Raw genomic sequence first — 17,875 nt, 5'->3', positions numbered from 1 at the left:
TTCTGCAATTAAAAAACAGAAATAGCGGGATAATTAAGGTTGATTTAGATGGATATGGAAGTCCACAACAGTGAACACGTATCCACTACAAAACAGGAATTTAACTGTCCATGTCTAATTACAGCAATGAACGTAAAAGCTATAGCTTAATTCTGATCATCGTTTTATTGGTGATCGCCATTATTGCAGCGGCATTCGGTGGATATAGTTGGTGGGCATTGAAGCATGCTAAATCAGGTTCAGCGGGCACAAGTCAGCAAAAAGTTATACCAGCACCCGTTTTTATGTCATTAGAACCCTTTACGGTAAATCTAATTGATGACGAAGAACACTTAGACAGAGTGCTCTACATAGGGATCACATTAAGATTGCATAATGAAGACACTCGCAAGCGTCTACATGATTATTTACCAGAGGTTCGTAGCCGCTTGTTATTACTGCTTTCTCGTCAACAGGCTAATAAGCTCGCGACAGACAATGGAAAACTCCAGCTAATGACGGATGTAAAAGAAACGCTGAGACCGACTCTCGTACCGGGAGAATCTGAACAGATCCTCTCCGATGTACTGTTTACCACGTTTATTCTGCGATAATCATTATGAGCGATAATATCCTTTCACAGGCAGAGATTGATGCTCTGCTGAATGATGACACATCAGGTGACGACGCCAAAAAAAGCGCGAACAGGGAACCTGCGATAGCGAAGGATCCGAATGAACCGGATATTCAGCCTTATGACCCCAACACGCAACGTCGTGTGGTTCGAGAACGTTTACAGTCGTTAGAAATTATTAACGAACGCTTTGCACGTCAATTCCGTATGGGGCTGTTTAACATGCTCCGTCGGAGTCCTGACATTACTGTTGGTGGCGTTAAAATTCACCCTTATCACGACTTTGCTCGTAACTTACCTGTGCCAACGAACCTTAACTTGGTGCATTTAAAACCGTTACGAGGAACAGCATTATTTACCTTTGAACCAAATCTGGTTTATATCGCGGTAGATAACCTGTTTGGTGGTGATGGCCGTTTTCCAATCCCTGTGGAAGGACGTGAATTTACCAACACAGAGCAGCGGATCATCAACAAAATGTTGAAACTGGCACTTGATGCCTACCGTGATGCTTGGGATTCCATATTCAAAATTCAGGTGGAATATGTTCGTTCTGAAATGCAGGTGAAATTTACCAATATCACCTCATCACCGAATGACATTGTTGTTACGACACCTTTTCAGGTAGAAATTGGCTCAATGGTTGGAGAATTTAGTATTTGTATCCCGTTTGCCATGATTGAGCCATTACGTGAACGACTGATCAATCCACCAATTGAAAATGTCCGTCAAGAAGATGGGGTTTGGTTAGATAGTTTAGTCAACCAAGTTCAGCATTCAGAGCTTGAACTGGTCGCAAACTTTACTGACATCCCACTGCGTTTATCAAAAGTGTTAACACTTAAAGAAGGAGATGTTATCCCGATTGATAAACCAGAAAGATTGATTGCACATGTTGATGGTGTGCCCGTATTAACAAGCCAATACGGTACAGTAAATGGGCAATATGCCCTTCGTGTTGAACACCTAATTAACCCTGTTTTAAACGCTCTGGATGAGGAACAAACCAATGAGTGATGCAAATCGCCCAACTGATAATTCACAATCGGCTGAGGATATGTGGGCTGATGCAATGGAACAGCAAACTGGGAAAAGCCAGGATAATAGTTCCGATCTATTTGAACATCTTTTACCTGAAGACGATGCACTGAATCATCTCTCTGACATCAATTTGATTATGGATATTCCAGTCAAATTAACAGTAGAGTTAGGCCGCACCAAAATGACCATTAAAAAATTACTGAGCTTGTCACAAGGTTCTGTCGTTTCACTGGATGGTTTAGCTGGTGAGCCTCTTGATATTCTTATCAATGGCTATTTAATCGCTCAAGGTGAAGTTGTGGTTGTTTCTGATAAATACGGTATTCGTATTACCGATATCATTACACCATCAGAACGTATGCGTCGCCTGAGCCGTTAATCTATGGAACAGCTTCCTTCCTTTTCCAGCCAAGGTGCGGTAAATACTACCGCACCCGCTACAACACAAACTGTTCAAACACCTACACAACCGTTGCCTGTAGGTCAAAGTCTTGCTCAAGTTAGCACGGCACTTGCAGGCATCATTGTTCTTATTATTGTTGCTATGTGGTTATTTCGCCGTTTTGGCTTTACCCGTGGTTCATTTAAAGGAACAGCAGCACAACTGAGCGTCAAAGCAAGTTGTTCGTTAGGTGCGAAAGAACGAGTGGTGGTGGTTGAAATTGAACAGGAATGGCTTGTATTAGGGGTAACCGCATCACAGGTAAATCTGTTGCATAAATTACCCGTCCCTGAAAAAGCCTCGCAGGAAGCGACCTCATCACCAACATCGCCATTGTTTACTCAAATATTACAAAAAACGCTAAAGCGAGATAAAGGCAACTCATAATGCATCAGTGTGTCACTTTTTTTAACGCATTAAAGCGTTGGCGTCTCTTCGCTAGTGTGCTGGTTTTAATCTTGTTACCTAGCAGTGCGTTTGCCCAATTTCCGGGTGTTATTACACAGCCTTTACCAGGTGGTGGCCAAAGTTGGTCATTGCCAGTTCAAACATTAATCTTCATTACAGCTTTAGGGTTTATTCCTGCTGTTTTGCTGATGATGACCAGTTTTACCCGCATTATTATTGTTCTTGGATTATTACGTAATGCTTTAGGTACACCTTCTGCACCACCAAATCAAGTCGTTCTTGGTTTGGCGTTATTTATGACCTTTTTCATTATGGCACCGGTTTTTGATAAAATTTATCAAGATGCCTATATGCCATTTACTGAAGATCAAATTACCTTTGAGCAAGCCTTAGAGAATGGCTCTAAACCTTTGCGCCAGTTTATGATGCAACAAACTCGTGAAACTGACTTGGCTCTGTTTGCCCGTCTTGCCGATGCACCCGCATTTGAAACACGCGAAAGTGTACCGATGCGTATTTTGGTTCCCGCTTATATTACGAGTGAGCTAAAAACCGCCTTTCAAATCGGTTTTATGATTTTTATTCCTTTTCTTATTATCGACTTAGTTGTTGCCAGTGTGTTGATGGCGCTAGGTATGATGATGGTGCCACCTGCCACAGTTTCATTGCCATTTAAACTTATGCTTTTTGTTTTAGTCGATGGTTGGCAATTAATATTAGGCTCGCTTGCACAAAGCTTTTTCAATTAGCGCAGAGGTAACCCCATGACACCAGAATCCGTCTTAGCACTAGGTACTGAAGCGATGAAAATCGCTTTATCACTAGCAGGCCCTCTTTTATTGTCCGCTCTGGTGACGGGTCTTGTGATCAGTATGCTCCAAGCCGCAACACAGATAAACGAAATGACATTATCGTTTATCCCGAAAATTCTTGCTGTATTAGCCGCGATTTTAGTTGCTGGCCCTTGGATGTTAAGTTTACTTGTCGATTATATGCATAACTTATTTACTGGCATTCCTGGGATGATTGGTTAATAGCAATGATAACCCTGACCAGTGAAATGCTTAACGGCTACATTAGTGATTTTTTCTGGCCATTTGTGCGTATACTCGCCCTTTTTAGCACTGCACCGCTATTTAGTGAAAGACAAACACCTAAAAAATTTCGCATTGCACTCGCCTTTTTGATTACAGCATTAGTCGCACCAGGCTTACCACAAAGTCATGTGCCCTTATTCTCGCTTATTGCTTTTTGGGTACTATTACAACAGATTTTGATTGGCACAATTCTAGGGTTATCGATGCAGTTAGCGTTCGCGTCTGTTCGTCATGCCGGTGAAGTGATTGGTTTACAGATGGGACTTTCATTCGCCACCTTCGTTGATCCATCAGGTGGCCCTAATATGCCTATTCTGGCACGTATTTTTAATATGTTAACAATGCTGTTATTTATGGTCTTTGATGGTCATTTATGGCTATTATCTATATTAGTTGATACGTTCTATGTTGTTCCTATTGGAAATCAGACATTTAATTCTTTAGGTATTCTTACTTTAGTTCAAAGTGGTGGCACTATATTTATTAACGGTATGATGTTAGCCATGCCATTAATCACCCTACTTTTAGTACTTAACCTTTCATTAGGCATTCTAAACCGTATGACGCCACAGCTTTCTGTCTTTGTGGTTGGTTTCCCTCTTACACTGACTGTTGGTATGTTAGCATTATCTATGATTATGCCTGCATTACCTGTATTTACAGAGCGCGTCTTTAGCGATACGTTTAATCGTATTACCTTAATATTGCAGCAGTTGGTTTCTTAAGATTTAAATTAGTTTATTTTTAATCGCAGTTCTCGAATTAAAATTTATCTGCTTTTTTGTAGCTAATATTGTTTATTCCACAATCCTTGTATATCAATTGCTATACAAGGAGGTGTGATATGAAAACTGACGTATAGCTCAATATTCACGCTAAAAAATCACAACGCGCACTTATTGATATTGCTACTGAACTTCTCCATAAATCTCGTACTGACTTTATTCTTGATACAGCATGCCAAGCTGCTGAAGACGTCATTTTAGACCGTAGAACTTTTAATTTAAATGATGCTCAATATGTAGGATTTATAGAAATTATTGATGCGCCGGTTGATATTGACCCTGTTCTTGAAAAGTTATTAATGAGAAAACCATTATGGGAAAAGTAACAGCACCTGAGCCGTTATCAAATTCATATGAAGTGACTGATTTTTATAGTAGTGAAAATGTATTAGATAACTGGATAAAACAAAGAGGTTTAAAAAACCAATTTTAGGTACATCACGTACATTTGTGGTCTGTGAAAAAATAAAAACGTGTTGTTGGATACTATTCTTTAGCGACAGGTAGTGTTAACCATACTGAGGCAATTAGTCATATTCGTCGTAATATGCCAGATCCAATACCCGTGATCATTTTAGCTAGGCTTGCTGTTAATAAAACTTTTCATGGAAGAGGTCTTGGTGCCGATTTGTTAAGAGATGCTGTTTTGCGTTGTCATCATTTAGCTGAAAACATTGGTGTTAGAGCGATTAAGGTTCATGCTTTAACTGAAAGCGCAAAACATTTTTATCTTCATCATGGTTTCAAAGCTTCTTCGACTCAAGACAAAATCTTATTCTTAGCATTAAAAAAGAAAATATAGTTTATTGGGTTTAATTGATAAAAAAATCCCCTGATAAATAAATACCAGGGGTGATATCAAAATGTCTTAAGACAGAACTAAATAATTAGCGATACATTTTGAACATCGACATGTCTTTCATATCGTTAAAGACTTTATAAGAAGCCTGTAATACAGACTCTTCTTGGTAATAATCAGAAATGGCTTGCGTCCAGTCTAAATCGCGTAATTCACTTAAACGTTTTGCGTTTCTTAACGACGTATCTGCCCCTAAATCATCCAAATTATCAAGTTCTTGAAGTTGTAAACCTAACTTGGCCTCAACACTTGAAATATTATTTAAGGTTGCACGGTTAACGCGGTTTGCAGCATCAATTTTTTCTAATGCTGCATCGCGATCTGCTTGTGGTTTACCTGTTAAAGGTTCACGTAATGCAGTAATAGCACCATCTAATGCTTCAAAAATATCCGGTGCTGTTCCTTTACTTCCTGAAGATTGTAATGTTTCAATCCCAGTGAAGTTAGTGACCATTTCAATATTGCTATCTACTTTTTGGGTAATTTGTTTATCACCACCTTGGTAGGTGATTTTGCCTGTTGCATCAGCCACAAAAGGCGGTTTATCTGATTGGAAACCGGCAAAAATATAGCGACCCACACCATCTTTTGTATTACCAATCCCCACTAGCTGATCTTTTAAACCTTGTAATTGATCAGCAAGAGATGAGCGGTCTTCATCGCTTAATGTTGCATCATTACCCGCAGCAACCAGCGTTTCTTGAATTTTAGTTGTAATATTAACCATTTGACTGGCTAAACTCATTTGCAAAGACATACTGTTTTTTGCAAACCCACGCGCTGTTGCATATTGCTGGTTACGTGATTCAGATTGCTTAACCATAACGGCTTGAGAAGCCGCCATTGGATCATCTGATGGTTTTTCAACACGACGACCACTGGAGATTTTATTTCCTTCAGTCATCCATTTGCTTTGCGAACTGGTGATATTATCCATTCGCTGGGAAAATATTTGATTTGAACTTAAGCGCACAATTTATTCCTTAATTCATGAGGCTTATAAAACCTGCATAATCGCATCAAACATGGTATTTGCTGTTTGAATAACTTTAGCATTTGCCATGTAATATTCTTGGATACGATACATTTCACCGTATTCTTCATCCAAGTTCACACCAGAAACAGATTGTTGCTGAGACTGAATACTTTTGGTGATTGAGGTCTGTGCATCAAAATCAACTTGTGCTGTATTGACTTTATTACCCACCATACTGATCAATGAGCCATACCCACCAGCAATTGTTGTTTTACCATCAATAATTTTTTCATCAGGTAACTCAAACAATTTTTTCATATTTTCGTTATCGCTTGGACCTGTATCTTTAGAGCCAGCAGCCGCAATCTTACTTGGATCCGTCACAGCCACTTCCATACCTGCAATCACATTACCCACAGATTGGACCACAATAGAATCACCTTCTTGTGGTGTGCCATTAACTTTGATACTCATACCTTCGAATTTTAATTCGCCCGTTGTCGCATCAGCTGTGGCTTGAAATTTACGTTCACCAGGTTCTACTGTGACATTCCATTTGCCACTCTCATATGTAACGGTATAGTCAGCAGCTTTCACTTCTTTAGAATCGGTATATTTCACATCAAAGGTAGCATCACCTTTGTTTTTACCGTTCGTCATCACATGAGCACCACCTAACTTAAAGAAATCCTCACCTTTGTCGCCATTTAAATCATAGCCTTCTTTGTGTTGTTTATTAAATTGATCACCCAACACTAATGCTAATTGATTCAATTGATTACGGCTTGGATCTAATACTTCGTTACGGCTACGGTATGCACCACCAAGTTCACCGCCTTTAATGCGTTTTGCATCCACTTCACGAACTTCATCAATACCATTGCTATAACCGATAACAAGGCGTTCACTGTTTTTGTTTGATGGAATAGCGGACACTTCATAAGCGCGTGTACCAGAAACTAACGGTAAACCATTAGCAAATGTCACGTTAACAAAACCACCGTCTTGTTGTGTAACTTGAACATCCACTAATGTATTCAATTCTTGAACTAAACGATCACGTTGGTCTAATAAGTCATTCGGATCAGCGCCATTAAAGCCTTTAGAACGACTAATTTCGTTATTTAATTTAGCAATCTGCTTTGTATATTCATTGATATTTTTAGAGGTATTCGTCACCTGACTATTGATATCTTTTTCCAGATCACGCAATGATTGGTCTGCTTTTGCAAACATATTAACCATGGCTTCTGCTTTACCAATAACTGTCGTACGTGCAGGATTATCTTCTGCATTATTGGTTACGTTTGGTAAGCTAGTAAAGAATTCGTCAATTGCACTCGAAACATCATTCCCTTTATCTGCTAACAAATCATTAATTTGTGAGATGTTTTTAGTATAGCTATTTAGGGCGCTTTGCTTAGTCACGGCACGATTCAATTGACCAGCCAGGAATTCATTGTACTCACGATGAATACGACTGACGTTTACGCCATTACCGATATAGCCATTACCGGTCATCGTACCCCCGTTTTCATTAAATACTGTCATTTGACGGTTATACCAACTAACTTTCTGATTAGCGATGTTATTACTGATAGTGCTCATCGCAGCTTGTGCCGCATTAAGTCCGCTCATCGCTGTATTAATTAAACTATTGGACATTTGTCTATCCTTTTACGTTTAGTCATCTCCCGTATGTACGGAGCATAACTGGGCAATTGATATGAATGCTCTGGTCTTTATTATCGGTTCTTCCCCTCTAAACTTGAGGGGAAAATGATTAAAATAGGTCGCTTAAATCGTGAGTATAAGTTTTAGCAACTTGCTCACCACTTCCTTTTAATTGACCAATAATTGAAACCAGTTTTTTCGCATAACCCGGATCGGTGGCATAACCCGCTTCTTGAATACGGTAAGCTGCTTGTTCAGGGGTTTGAGCTTGAGGTACTTTGGCGTAACGAGGGCTTTCAGTGATAAGTCTGAGATAATCTTGAATAGCTTCAACATAGGAGCCATAAACACGGAAATTATCACGCATTTTAATCGAGTTACCATCAATCACTTCAGTTGTCATGATATTCGTGACAGGCCCTTTCCAGCTACTTCCTGCTTTGATACCAAACAGGTTATAACTTGGTTTGCCGTCACCGGTTAGAATTTCACGCTTACCCCAACCTGATTCAAGCGCGGCTTGAGCAACAACTAAAAGATGGTGTACACCAGTACCTTCTGTGGCTTGTTTCGCAGGTCCTAACAGTTTTGATGCAAAAGAAGCACTACTTTCAGATAAGCCCTTAAGCTTACCAATCGTGCTTTCAACGGCATTTTGATAAGGCTGCATAGCACGATAAATTTGCCCCAAGGCTTGGGTTGGCATGGATTGAAAAATATCACTACCATCTAATGGCATGGGTGTTTTACCTGCCATTTCGCTAGGGTCCATCGTGACTTTGGCTGAAAGTTGTTTTTCTATCATGTCAGCAAAGCCCAATCCTTTTTGTGATAAGTCTTGAGCAATTTGTTGATCATAAAGAGAGGTGTACATTTTGGTACTTTCTGAGTTGAACATGCTTTCTTGAGGAATGGCATCACGCATGCTTTTTAACATCATTTGAACAAAAACACCTTCAAGTTGCTGCGCCACTTGGCGCAGTCCTTGCTGATCAGCATTTTGTCCAACCTGATATTTAAGTTTATTCAATGCGTTACTATCATATGCCGGCGCTGACATTGCCGGCATTGAAGAAAGCAGAGATAAATCTTTCATCAGATAATCTCCAATCTCGCACGTAAGCAACCTGCGCTTTCCATTGCTTGCAAAATTGACATTAAATCTGTTGGTGTTGCACCAAGTGCATTTAATGTGCGGATCACTTCGTTTAAGCTTGCGCTTGCATTCACTTGCTGTAATGAGCCACCTTGTTCACTCATATTCACGCTGGTATTACGCGTTACAACGGTGCTACCGCCCGCAAACGGAGTATTAGGTTGGCTTACATTCACTTGGCTATCGACCGTAACGGAAAGATTACCTTGAGCAATCGCACAACTTCCTAATGTCACATCACGATTCATAACAACAGAACCCGTTCTTGCATTGATGATCACTTTCGCATCTGCAACAACACGTTTAATTTCAAGGTTTTGTACTTCAGCCAAGAAACGTACTTGTTCACTTTTACCAATAGGAACACGTAATTGAACTGTACGTGCATCTAAAGGCATAGCGGTACCCACACCTCTTAATTTATTAACAGTGTCAGAAATGTGTTGTGCCAAAGTGAAGTTTTCTTCATTCAGTTGTAAGTTCAGCAGACCTGTTTGACCAAATTGCGAAGGTAGTTCACGTTCAATGATAGCGCCACTGCTAATTCGTCCACCCGCTAACTGGTTAACCTTAACACTATTACCACCCGCAGATGCACCTGCTCCCCCGACAATAATATTACCTTGTGCTAAAGCATAAACCTGATTATCAACACCTTTTAGCGGTGTCATCAGCAACGTACCACCACGTAAGCTTTTTGCATTACCTAAGGATGAAACAACAACGTCGATGGATTGCCCCGTACGACCAAAAGGCGGTAATTTTGCAGTTACCATCACCGCAGCAACGTTTTTCAATTGCATATTGGTGCCGGCTGGTACTGTGATCCCCAATTGTGAGAGCATGTTATTCAGACTTTGCGTGGTAAACGGGGTTTGCATTGTCTGGTCACCCGTTCCATCTAATCCCACAACCAAACCATAACCAATCAGCGCATTTTCTCTCACCCCTTCAACAGAGGTGAGATCTCTGATCCGTTCGGCATGAGCGGAAAAACCGACACATGTCATCACGATAAAGAAAAGGCTCATCGCTATTTTTTTCATCTGGACCCTACTCATTAAAAAGGTGATACATTTAAGAAGAAGCGTTGTAGCCATCCCATAGACTGTGCTTCATTGATATAACCGTCTCCGATATATTCAATACGCGCATCAGCAACTTGGGTTGAATTTACGGTATTAGTACCACTGATAGTTCTTGGGTTCACAACACCTGAGAAACGGATAAATTCAGTACCTTGATTGATAGCAATTTGCTTTTCGCCAATAACATGCAGGTTTCCATTGGCAAGGAGCTGATCGACGGTAACTGTAATGGTGCCTTTAAAGGTATTGTTCGCATTTGCGCCACCTTTACCGCCAAAGTCACTGTTTCCTTCCATACTCATATCTGTACGTTTATTACCAAATATCCCTTCTAAGAATCCCGGCGTAATCGCAGCAAGGAATCCTGCTTTACCATTACGGCTAGCATTTGCAGATGAGTTTTTGCTTGCACTGACATTCTCTTGCAATGTAATAGTCAGCGTATCGCCTATATTTCGAGGGCGTCTATCTTCAAATAAAGGTTGATAGCCAAAATAAACAGGCTGAGTTGCCTGAAAAATAGAGCCATTGGGTGCCGGTGCAGTCGGTGCCGTTGGAACCGTCGTTGTATTACCTTCTACTAACGGCTTTTTGGGTATATATGCGCATCCCGACAGTGTCAGTACCAACAGGGCGGTACCTAAACGTTGATGACGACGCCATCTGACACTAAGCTTTCTTGCCCCAGAATTGTCAGTAATGACCTTTGTATCCATCTTCGATACTCTTTTAGTAATACGCCTGACAGGAAACCCTGTCAGGCTAATGAACAAACGAAATTAGAGTTGCGTTAGTTTCTGTAACATCTGATCAGATGTTGAAATCGCTTTACTGTTAATTTCATAAGCACGTTGAGTCTGGATCATATTGACCAGCTCTTCAGCTACGTTAACGTTAGAGGTTTCAACATATCCCTGATACAACAAACCTGCGCCGTTGATACCCGGGGCATTTTCAGTAGGTGCACCAGAACTTGCGGTTTCTAAGTACAAGTTTTCACCGACACTTTCTAATCCGCTGTCATTAATAAAGGTAGTTAGTGTCAATTGACCGACTTGTTGTGGCGCAGGGGAGCCTTCAATCTCAACACTGACTGTACCATCACGACCAATCATGACCTTTTTCGCAGTTTCAGGAAGAATAATTGCAGGCACAACTTGGAAACCACTGGTGGTGACTAATTGCCCATTTTGATCCATTTGAAAAGAGCCATCACGGGTATAAGCGTCTGTACCATCAGGTAACTGGACATGGAAAAAACCCTGTCCTTTAATCGCCACATCACGAGTACCATTAGTTTGAGCCAAATTACCTTGACTATGTAAACGCTCAGTCGCAACCGGACGAACACCCGTACCAATTTGTAAGCCTGAAGGTGCATTTGTCTGTTCAGAAGTCATCGCACCAGGCTGGCGAATGGTTTGATACAGTAAATCTTCGAAAACCGCACGTTGACGTTTAAAGCCATTGGTGCTGACGTTCGCGAGGTTGTTGGAAATCACATCCATGTTTGTCTGTTGTGCATCCAACCCAGTTTTAGCAATCCATAAAGAACGGATCATGGTTTTCCCCTTACACTATTTAACTCAGTGATAGCAATTGGTTAGCTCGTTGCGCATTATCATCAGCGCTATGAATAACCTTCATTTGCATTTCGAAACGTCTTGCGTTTGCTATCATATCGACCATGGCTTCTGCTGGATTGACATTACTGCCCTCTAACACACCAGCTAACACCTTCACGCTATCATCTGCAGGTAATTCCTCACCAGCACGCGCAACTCCTTTCGGTGATAAATGGAATAACCCATCATCACCACGAACTAAATCGTTTTGCTCTGGTTTTACCATTTTCAGACGACCAATTTGACCCAGCATTTTTGGTGGATCAGTAGGCACATGCGCAGTCACAATACCGTTATTGGCAATACTGACATTTGCTTGAGCAGGTACTTCAATTGCACCGTTATCGCCCATTAACAAACGACCTTGTACCATCAACATACCGTCAGCGTTACGTTGGATATTCCCGTTTCGGGTATAGGCTTCAGTACCATCTTCAAGTTGAACCGCTAAATAGCCGTTATCACTTAAAGCAACGTCCATTGATCGGCCGGTATAGTTCATCGTTCCTTGACTCTGATCGCTACCTGGCGTTGATGCTACCGTTAATGTACGAGTCGGTAAGGTATCGCCATTGACAGGTACGGCTCGCATTGCACTAAGCTGCGCTTTGAATCCCGGCGTTGATGCGTTTGCTAAGTTGTTTGCCACGACAGCTTGATTTTCCATCGAATGTCTGGCGCCGCCCATCGCGGTATAAATCACATGATCCATAACAGATTATTTCCGGCGTTATTAGCGCAAGCTAACCAGAGTCTGCAGGATCTGATCCTGAGTCTTGATGGTTTGTGCGTTTGATTGATAGTTACGTTGAGCAACGATCATGTTAACTAACTCTTGGCTCATATCCACGTTAGACGCTTCTAATGCGTTATTGGTTAATTTGCCGAATACCCCAGAGCCTGCAACACCGACGATTGGTGAACCTGAACCGTTAGTTTCAGACCACATGTTGTCGCCTTGTGAGCTTAAGCCACCTGCGTTTGCAAAGTTAGCTAATGCGATTTGACCAACAACTTGGCTTTGTTGGTTTGAGTAAGTGGCCATGATTGAGCCATCTTGCTCAATACGGAAGTTGGTGAATTCACCCGCTTGATAACCGTTTTGCGCTAATTTAGATACGCTGGATTCAGAGACTTTTTGCTGAGTGCTACCAGTGAAATCTAATTCGATAGTACCCACAGCAGAGCCATTCAAAGAAGCAATATTCATATCGGTCTTTGTATAACTCTCTAGCACCCCTGCATTGGTATATTTTAAAGTGCCTAAATCTTGATGACGCGTTGGCGCACCACCTGCTATTTTAGTTGACGTATCTTGCCCATAAACTTTCCATTCATTGTCATTAGTTTTTACAAAGAATAAGTTCAGGTTATGTTCATTACCTAAGCTATCGTAAGTGGTAACGTTAGTACTGAAGTTATAAGTATCACCATCTTTAGAATCAAATGGCGTTTTAGCAGGTTTCTCTTCACCTGAATTCAGGTTAACCGCCATATTGATTTTGTCTGTTGCACTGGCATTCATCATATCGGTAGGAATAACGATAGGTGTTGGTGTCGCCCCTTTTTGAACAACATTTTTACCATCAACAACTTGTACTGGATAACCTGTTACACGCATACCTTGCATATTGGTCAGGAAACCGTCTTTATTTTTACCAAATTCACCGTTACGTGAATAGAAAACACCGCCATTTTGGTCTTCAATGCGGAAAAAACCACCGCCAGAAATTGCCACGTCTGTTGGACGGTTAGTGGTTGTGATACTACCGTCTTTAAAGTTTTGGCTAATGCCTGCAACTTTAACACCCAGACCTGCACCTGAACCGGCGAAAACGTCTGCAAAAGAAACGTTTGCACCTTTAAAACCGTAGGTTGCAGAGTTAGAAATATTGTTACCGATAGTATCTAAGTTAGCGGCTGCTGCGTTTAAACCACTTACTGCTTGTGAAAAGGACATGCGCCCTCCAAGTTGAATATGTGTTAGTTAAAGAACCTGACGAATTTCATCCAATGAAACGGTATTACCTAAGCCAACATCAAGGCGGGCACCACCATCCACCATGGACACACTATTCACCAGCGCATAATTCAGTGTCTTAACAGGGACCTGAGCATCATTAAGCGTGGCGTTAACGGTAAATTTATAGCTTCCCGGTGGAACAGGATTGTCATTTTCATCAGTACAATCCCAAGAGAAGTTATAAACATCCGGTAGCATCTTTTTGTCCATATTGATTGTACGAACGGTCACACCACTCGCATTGGTGATGTTTATCGTAAGAGAATCGGTTGGACTGAGTAATTCAAAACCAAAAGGCGTTGAAAAAAGGTGTTCACTGTCAGGCGTATTTGGATCCGTACCATCTACTTTATACGTTCCCATTTGCTGACGTGTTTTTTCATTTTGAGTGTCAGGTGTTGGAATTGTGCCATTCCCATCACCGGGTTTTTCAGTCTCACCGTTACCGTCGGTTGGCTGAAAGACAACAATTTTATTCCCAGAGACCATAACACCTCGTCCCACCAGTGAAGAGGCTTTTAACGCCTGACTTTGGTCAATCTGCCCAACAATGTTATTCACTGTTTTATTCAGTGTTTCAATGCCTTCAACGGTTGAAATCTGAGCTAATTGGGAAGTTAGCTCATTATTTTGCATTGGGTTTGTTGGATCTTGATTTTTCATCTGGGTGATGAGAAGTGTCAGGAAATTCCCTTTAATATCATCACTACCACTTTTTTTCGTATGGTATGAAGAAGGAGCATCCCCGATAATGGTATTATCATAAGGTTCATTCATTGAGGAGGAAATACCCACAATTTATTCTCCCTATTGACCTATCATCAGTGTTTTTTGCATCAGCGATTTTGCCGTGTTCATCACTTCGACGTTAGCTTGGTAGCTTCTTGATGCAGAGATGGTGTTAATCATTTCACCCACAACATCAACATTTGGCATCCGCACATACCCTTTTTCATCGGCAAAAGGATGCCCCGGCTGATATTCCATACGAAATGGTGCAGGATCATCCACCACCTCAGTGACACGCACGCCACCAATTTCTTGGCCGGCTGGTGCATTTACCTGAAAAACAACCTGCTTTGCACGATATGGGTCGCCATCTGGACCCGCAACACTGTCAGCGTTTGCCATATTGCTGGCACTCACGTTTAAACGCTGTGATTGCGCTGAAAGTGCTGAACTTGAAATATCGAAAATACTAAATAAAGACATGTTCTTTACCCTACTGTTGCAATACAGCCATCATGCTTTTAACTTGCGAGTTAATAAATGTCACATCAGCCTGATACTTAAGGCTATTGTCAGCAAAATTACTACGTTCCATATCCATATCCACGGTATTACCATCCATCGCAGTTTGATGAGGCACGCGATAGAGTAAGTCCGCTTCTAAGCGATAACCGGGTTTGATCGGGATATGGCGTTCAGATGTCATAGCCAATTGCATGCCATGAGTACCTGAGCGTCCATTTTCAATGGTTTTTTTCAATTCAGAAGCAAAATCAATATCACGAGCCTGAAAGCCTGGGGTATCTGCGTTAGCGATATTCGCAGCGAGAATTTCTTGGCGTTTATTGCGTATTGAGAGCGCTTCTTGTTGAAAATGAAACGTATTTTCTAATTTATCGAGCATCTTCTATCCTTGGTGGCTAAGCCACTTACCTCAGCTGATAAAACAATTTCAGTTGACAGAATAAACGCTCAAAAAAAAGATGATTGGAGGAATAGGCGTAAATTGGATTGCTATTTATGCGTTTAAGGCGTGCAAAGTCGATGTACACTGTTATTGCTAAACAATGGCAAACGCACAATTAGCATCAACTCTGTAAGGTGATACAAATTATGTTAGTTAGAACTCTTATCGGTCTATTTTCTTTTTTCTTTATGGTGAATGTAAGTGTCGCGAAATCACTCCCTGAAGAACTACAAGATTTCTTTGTCGCACTTCATCAACAAGGCGATAAAGTGACTGTGACAGTTTTAACACCAGAAGATAAATGGCCTGTCTGCCAAACACAAGAGATCCAACGTCATGTTGGTACTCGTAATTGGGGACGTCTTTCAATCCCAATTCAGTGTGATAAACAACGTCGTTTTATTCAAATTGATGTTAGCGTTAATGGTGAATATTTAATCGCGAAAAAAGACATTAATCGTGATGACATTATTGAGACCTCTGCCGTTAGCATGGCAACGGGCGAATTAGAAAAATTACCTTATGATGTATTACGTGATCCGGTATTAATTAAAAATGCGATCGCAATGCGACAAATATCCGCAGGAAAACCTTTAACTTCGACAATGGTTCGTCGCCCTTGGGCTATTTTGGCGGGACAAACAGTCACTGTATTTGCGCAAGGCCCTCACTTTCAGATCCGTTATGAAGGTAAAGCCGTAAACAATGCTGTCGCCAATGAAACTATTCGAGTAAGAGTTAAATCAGGCCAAATCGTCACCGGCGAAGCACTGGAAAACGGCTCTGTACGCATCCCTCTTTAATAGATTAAAAGGCTGATAAGCAGAATAAGCCTATATTGAATTGCTTGTTACCCGTTTCAGTTATGGCAAGCCGAGGTAAACTCTCTTGCGTTACAATTTGAACAAATATTGTATTTGTATACATTTTTTACTCTAAATAATTCAAGTTGTAGCTAGGCGATAAATGAACGAACCGCTAGGAGCATACATAAGTATGTGACTAGTGTGAGTGAATGCGGTCAACAACGCTACGGCTTGAAGTATGACGACTAAGATTAAAGTTTTTGATTTCATAGCCGATATAAAGAAACAAGATGATAGGCGAAAACACATAGGTTGTTTTACAATGGCTTCATCTGACTATTAATTGATGCCTAACAAAGGATTTTCCTATGAGTATTGAACGCGCGAATCCACTGCTTCCGATTAACGCAATTGCACAACGTAACCCGGGTGAAGTCACTCAAGGCTCACGTAAATCGGGAACGACTGAACAAAAAACTGCAACAGGCGACACTTCTGTAAAACTGAGTGAAGCGCAGAAAAAACTTGTTCAACCTGGAAATAAAGACATTGACGTTGAGAAAGTTGCTCGCTTAAAAGAAGCAATTGCCAACGGAACATTAACCATGGACAGCGGTAAAATTGCGGACGCTCTTTTCCGTGAAGCTGCTGAAAGCATAACTCAATAATATTTTAATGATTATGATGGAAGAACTCCGCCAGACTTTAGATCTTCAATTATCACAGCTTAATACCATTGCGGGTATTTTACGTGCTGAACAACAGTTATTATGCGCAGGTAATATTGATATTAATGCCCTACACGAAGTAACTGAACAGAAGAATTTTGTCTTGTCGGCTTTAGGTCATACAGACCAACAGCGTCATACGCTAAGCCTACAAGCCGGTGTAGAAAAACCTTATGAAGGGTTGCCGTTCTTATCTGATTTATGGACACAGATAATAGACATTACGGCGGAGTTAAAATATCTGAATCAACATAACGGATTACTGCTCGATCAACATATCGCTCGTAATAGTGATGCTATCCGTTTTTTGCAGAAGAACCACAGCCCAACCCTTTATGGTTCTGATGGGCAAGCACAGCGTTCAACACTGGCTGGGCGTAAAATTCAGGTTTAGGTTTTCTCGATAATTATCAGAATTCACACGATACGCCATCAATATTGATGGCGTTTTGCGTTGCGGATAAAACGCCACTTACTTTAAAGCCGCCAATCGATCACACAGTACGGTTATTTATCTCATCTTCTTGTGACACTTCTCTTATCTAAACCTTAACTCTTATTTAAATCTTGATTACCGCACCATCACCACATCATTACCACACCTTTTCATAACACTAAAATAGATATCACTAAGCTATCTCTATCTATTTCTTGATGAACTGACTTCTCTCTTTGTTGTGAGTAAAAAGCTAACACGACTCCGACTCTCTACCCCATCACATCCTTCTATTTTATAAATATCATAACCACCCGTAAAACGGGTGGTTTGCTCTTGCCCTATAAGGGCTTATTACCGACTGCGCCTAAATGACGCTGCTTTCTCTTCGTTCAAGCTAAGTGTCTTTGCTACTTTGGCTT

The 17,875-nt window shown here is 41.0% G+C and carries 22 protein-coding genes and 1 pseudogene; 12 read left to right on the top strand and 11 right to left on the bottom strand.

All coding sequences use genetic code 11. From position 1 onward, the window contains the following. Window positions 1-110: 110 nt before the first annotated feature. From fliL to DK857_RS19210, 9 genes and pseudogenes are all read left to right on the top strand, one after another. Entirely contained in the window at window positions 111-593 is a 483-nt protein-coding gene (gene fliL / locus DK857_RS04890; RefSeq protein WP_006533151.1) for a flagellar basal body-associated protein FliL, read from the top strand. Window positions 594-598: 5 nt separating this feature from the next. Beyond that, window positions 599-1,630 (top strand): flagellar motor switch protein FliM, encoded by a 1,032-nt coding sequence (gene fliM / locus DK857_RS04885; RefSeq protein ID WP_023581831.1) that lies wholly within the window; start codon window positions 599-601, stop codon window positions 1,628-1,630. Further along, a complete protein-coding gene (gene fliN, locus DK857_RS04880) occupies window positions 1,623-2,033 on the top strand; it encodes a flagellar motor switch protein FliN (RefSeq protein WP_023581830.1) in 411 nt (136 codons plus the stop codon). The genes fliM and fliN overlap by 8 nt, the downstream gene beginning before the upstream one ends. A 3-nt stretch (window positions 2,034-2,036) precedes the next feature. Then, on the top strand, window positions 2,037-2,483 hold the full coding sequence (fliO, locus tag DK857_RS04875; RefSeq protein ID WP_109395130.1) for a flagellar biosynthetic protein FliO: 447 nt from the start codon (window positions 2,037-2,039) through the stop codon (window positions 2,481-2,483). Next, complete coding sequence (gene fliP / locus DK857_RS04870; RefSeq protein ID WP_023581828.1) at window positions 2,483-3,253, top strand: flagellar type III secretion system pore protein FliP; 771 nt, start codon at window positions 2,483-2,485, stop codon at window positions 3,251-3,253. The genes fliO and fliP overlap by 1 nt, the downstream gene beginning before the upstream one ends. A 15-nt stretch (window positions 3,254-3,268) precedes the next feature. Continuing rightward, a complete protein-coding gene (fliQ, locus tag DK857_RS04865; protein ID WP_069367481.1) occupies window positions 3,269-3,538 on the top strand; it encodes a flagellar biosynthesis protein FliQ in 270 nt (89 codons plus the stop codon). A 5-nt stretch (window positions 3,539-3,543) separates the two neighbouring features. Further along, complete coding sequence (gene fliR / locus DK857_RS04860) at window positions 3,544-4,326, top strand: flagellar biosynthetic protein FliR (protein ID WP_109395131.1); 783 nt, start codon at window positions 3,544-3,546, stop codon at window positions 4,324-4,326. A 143-nt stretch (window positions 4,327-4,469) separates the two neighbouring features. Further along, a complete protein-coding gene (locus DK857_RS04855) occupies window positions 4,470-4,712 on the top strand; it encodes a type II toxin-antitoxin system TacA family antitoxin (RefSeq protein WP_227003125.1) in 243 nt (80 codons plus the stop codon). Next, a pseudogene (locus tag DK857_RS19210) lies at window positions 4,700-5,188 on the top strand (GNAT family N-acetyltransferase). Before DK857_RS04855 ends, DK857_RS19210 begins: the two are co-directional and overlap by 13 nt. A gap of 85 nt (window positions 5,189-5,273) precedes the next feature. Here DK857_RS19210 and flgL read toward each other — a convergent pair. From flgL to flgB, 11 genes are all read right to left on the bottom strand, one after another. Then, complete coding sequence (flgL, locus tag DK857_RS04845) at window positions 5,274-6,218, bottom strand: flagellar hook-associated protein FlgL (RefSeq protein ID WP_087802138.1); 945 nt, start codon at window positions 6,216-6,218, stop codon at window positions 5,274-5,276. 24 nt (window positions 6,219-6,242) lie between these two features. After that, window positions 6,243-7,886, bottom strand: a complete 1,644-nt coding sequence (gene flgK / locus DK857_RS04840) for a flagellar hook-associated protein FlgK (protein ID WP_109401689.1) — start codon at window positions 7,884-7,886, stop codon at window positions 6,243-6,245. 118 nt (window positions 7,887-8,004) lie between these two features. Next, window positions 8,005-8,991, bottom strand: a complete 987-nt coding sequence (flgJ, locus tag DK857_RS04835; protein WP_109395133.1) for a flagellar assembly peptidoglycan hydrolase FlgJ — start codon at window positions 8,989-8,991, stop codon at window positions 8,005-8,007. Next, complete coding sequence (locus DK857_RS04830; RefSeq protein ID WP_109395134.1) at window positions 8,991-10,097, bottom strand: flagellar basal body P-ring protein FlgI; 1,107 nt, start codon at window positions 10,095-10,097, stop codon at window positions 8,991-8,993. The genes flgJ and DK857_RS04830 overlap by 1 nt, the downstream gene beginning before the upstream one ends. Before the next feature lie 14 nt (window positions 10,098-10,111). Beyond that, complete coding sequence (locus DK857_RS04825) at window positions 10,112-10,855, bottom strand: flagellar basal body L-ring protein FlgH (protein WP_109401688.1); 744 nt, start codon at window positions 10,853-10,855, stop codon at window positions 10,112-10,114. Window positions 10,856-10,918: 63 nt separating this feature from the next. After that, window positions 10,919-11,701, bottom strand: coding sequence for a flagellar basal-body rod protein FlgG (gene flgG, locus DK857_RS04820; protein ID WP_036935743.1), 783 nt, complete (start codon window positions 11,699-11,701; stop codon window positions 10,919-10,921). Between the two features lie 19 nt (window positions 11,702-11,720). Beyond that, window positions 11,721-12,476 (bottom strand): flagellar basal body rod protein FlgF, encoded by a 756-nt coding sequence (locus DK857_RS04815; RefSeq protein ID WP_075673031.1) that lies wholly within the window; start codon window positions 12,474-12,476, stop codon window positions 11,721-11,723. A gap of 21 nt (window positions 12,477-12,497) precedes the next feature. Beyond that, complete coding sequence (flgE, locus tag DK857_RS04810; protein WP_109401687.1) at window positions 12,498-13,724, bottom strand: flagellar hook protein FlgE; 1,227 nt, start codon at window positions 13,722-13,724, stop codon at window positions 12,498-12,500. Between the two features lie 27 nt (window positions 13,725-13,751). Next, window positions 13,752-14,582, bottom strand: a complete 831-nt coding sequence (locus tag DK857_RS04805; RefSeq protein ID WP_109395135.1) for a flagellar hook assembly protein FlgD — start codon at window positions 14,580-14,582, stop codon at window positions 13,752-13,754. A 12-nt stretch (window positions 14,583-14,594) separates the two neighbouring features. Next, entirely contained in the window at window positions 14,595-14,999 is a 405-nt protein-coding gene (gene flgC / locus DK857_RS04800; protein ID WP_023581815.1) for a flagellar basal body rod protein FlgC, read from the bottom strand. A gap of 10 nt (window positions 15,000-15,009) precedes the next feature. After that, entirely contained in the window at window positions 15,010-15,420 is a 411-nt protein-coding gene (gene flgB, locus DK857_RS04795; RefSeq protein ID WP_098942419.1) for a flagellar basal body rod protein FlgB, read from the bottom strand. 209 nt (window positions 15,421-15,629) lie between these two features. On the opposite strand from flgB, the gene flgA reads away from it, so the two are divergent. The 3 genes from flgA (at window position 15,630) to DK857_RS04780 (ending at window position 17,411) form a co-directional block, all read left to right on the top strand. Then, window positions 15,630-16,286, top strand: a complete 657-nt coding sequence (flgA, locus tag DK857_RS04790; RefSeq protein WP_109395136.1) for a flagellar basal body P-ring formation chaperone FlgA — start codon at window positions 15,630-15,632, stop codon at window positions 16,284-16,286. A 371-nt stretch (window positions 16,287-16,657) separates the two neighbouring features. Beyond that, window positions 16,658-16,957 (top strand): flagellar biosynthesis anti-sigma factor FlgM, encoded by a 300-nt coding sequence (flgM, locus tag DK857_RS04785; protein WP_075673036.1) that lies wholly within the window; start codon window positions 16,658-16,660, stop codon window positions 16,955-16,957. A gap of 13 nt (window positions 16,958-16,970) precedes the next feature. Next, window positions 16,971-17,411: a flagella synthesis protein FlgN gene (locus DK857_RS04780; protein WP_109395188.1), complete on the top strand. Its 441-nt coding sequence runs from the start codon at window positions 16,971-16,973 to the stop codon at window positions 17,409-17,411. The last annotated feature ends 464 nt before the right edge of the window (window positions 17,412-17,875 follow it).

The organism is Proteus terrae (assembly GCF_003144325.1).
GTDB classification, from domain to species: Bacteria; Pseudomonadota; Gammaproteobacteria; order Enterobacterales; family Enterobacteriaceae; genus Proteus; species Proteus terrae.
Note: the sequence above shows the minus strand (reverse complement) of the source record. Positions and strands in the feature narration are given on the sequence as shown.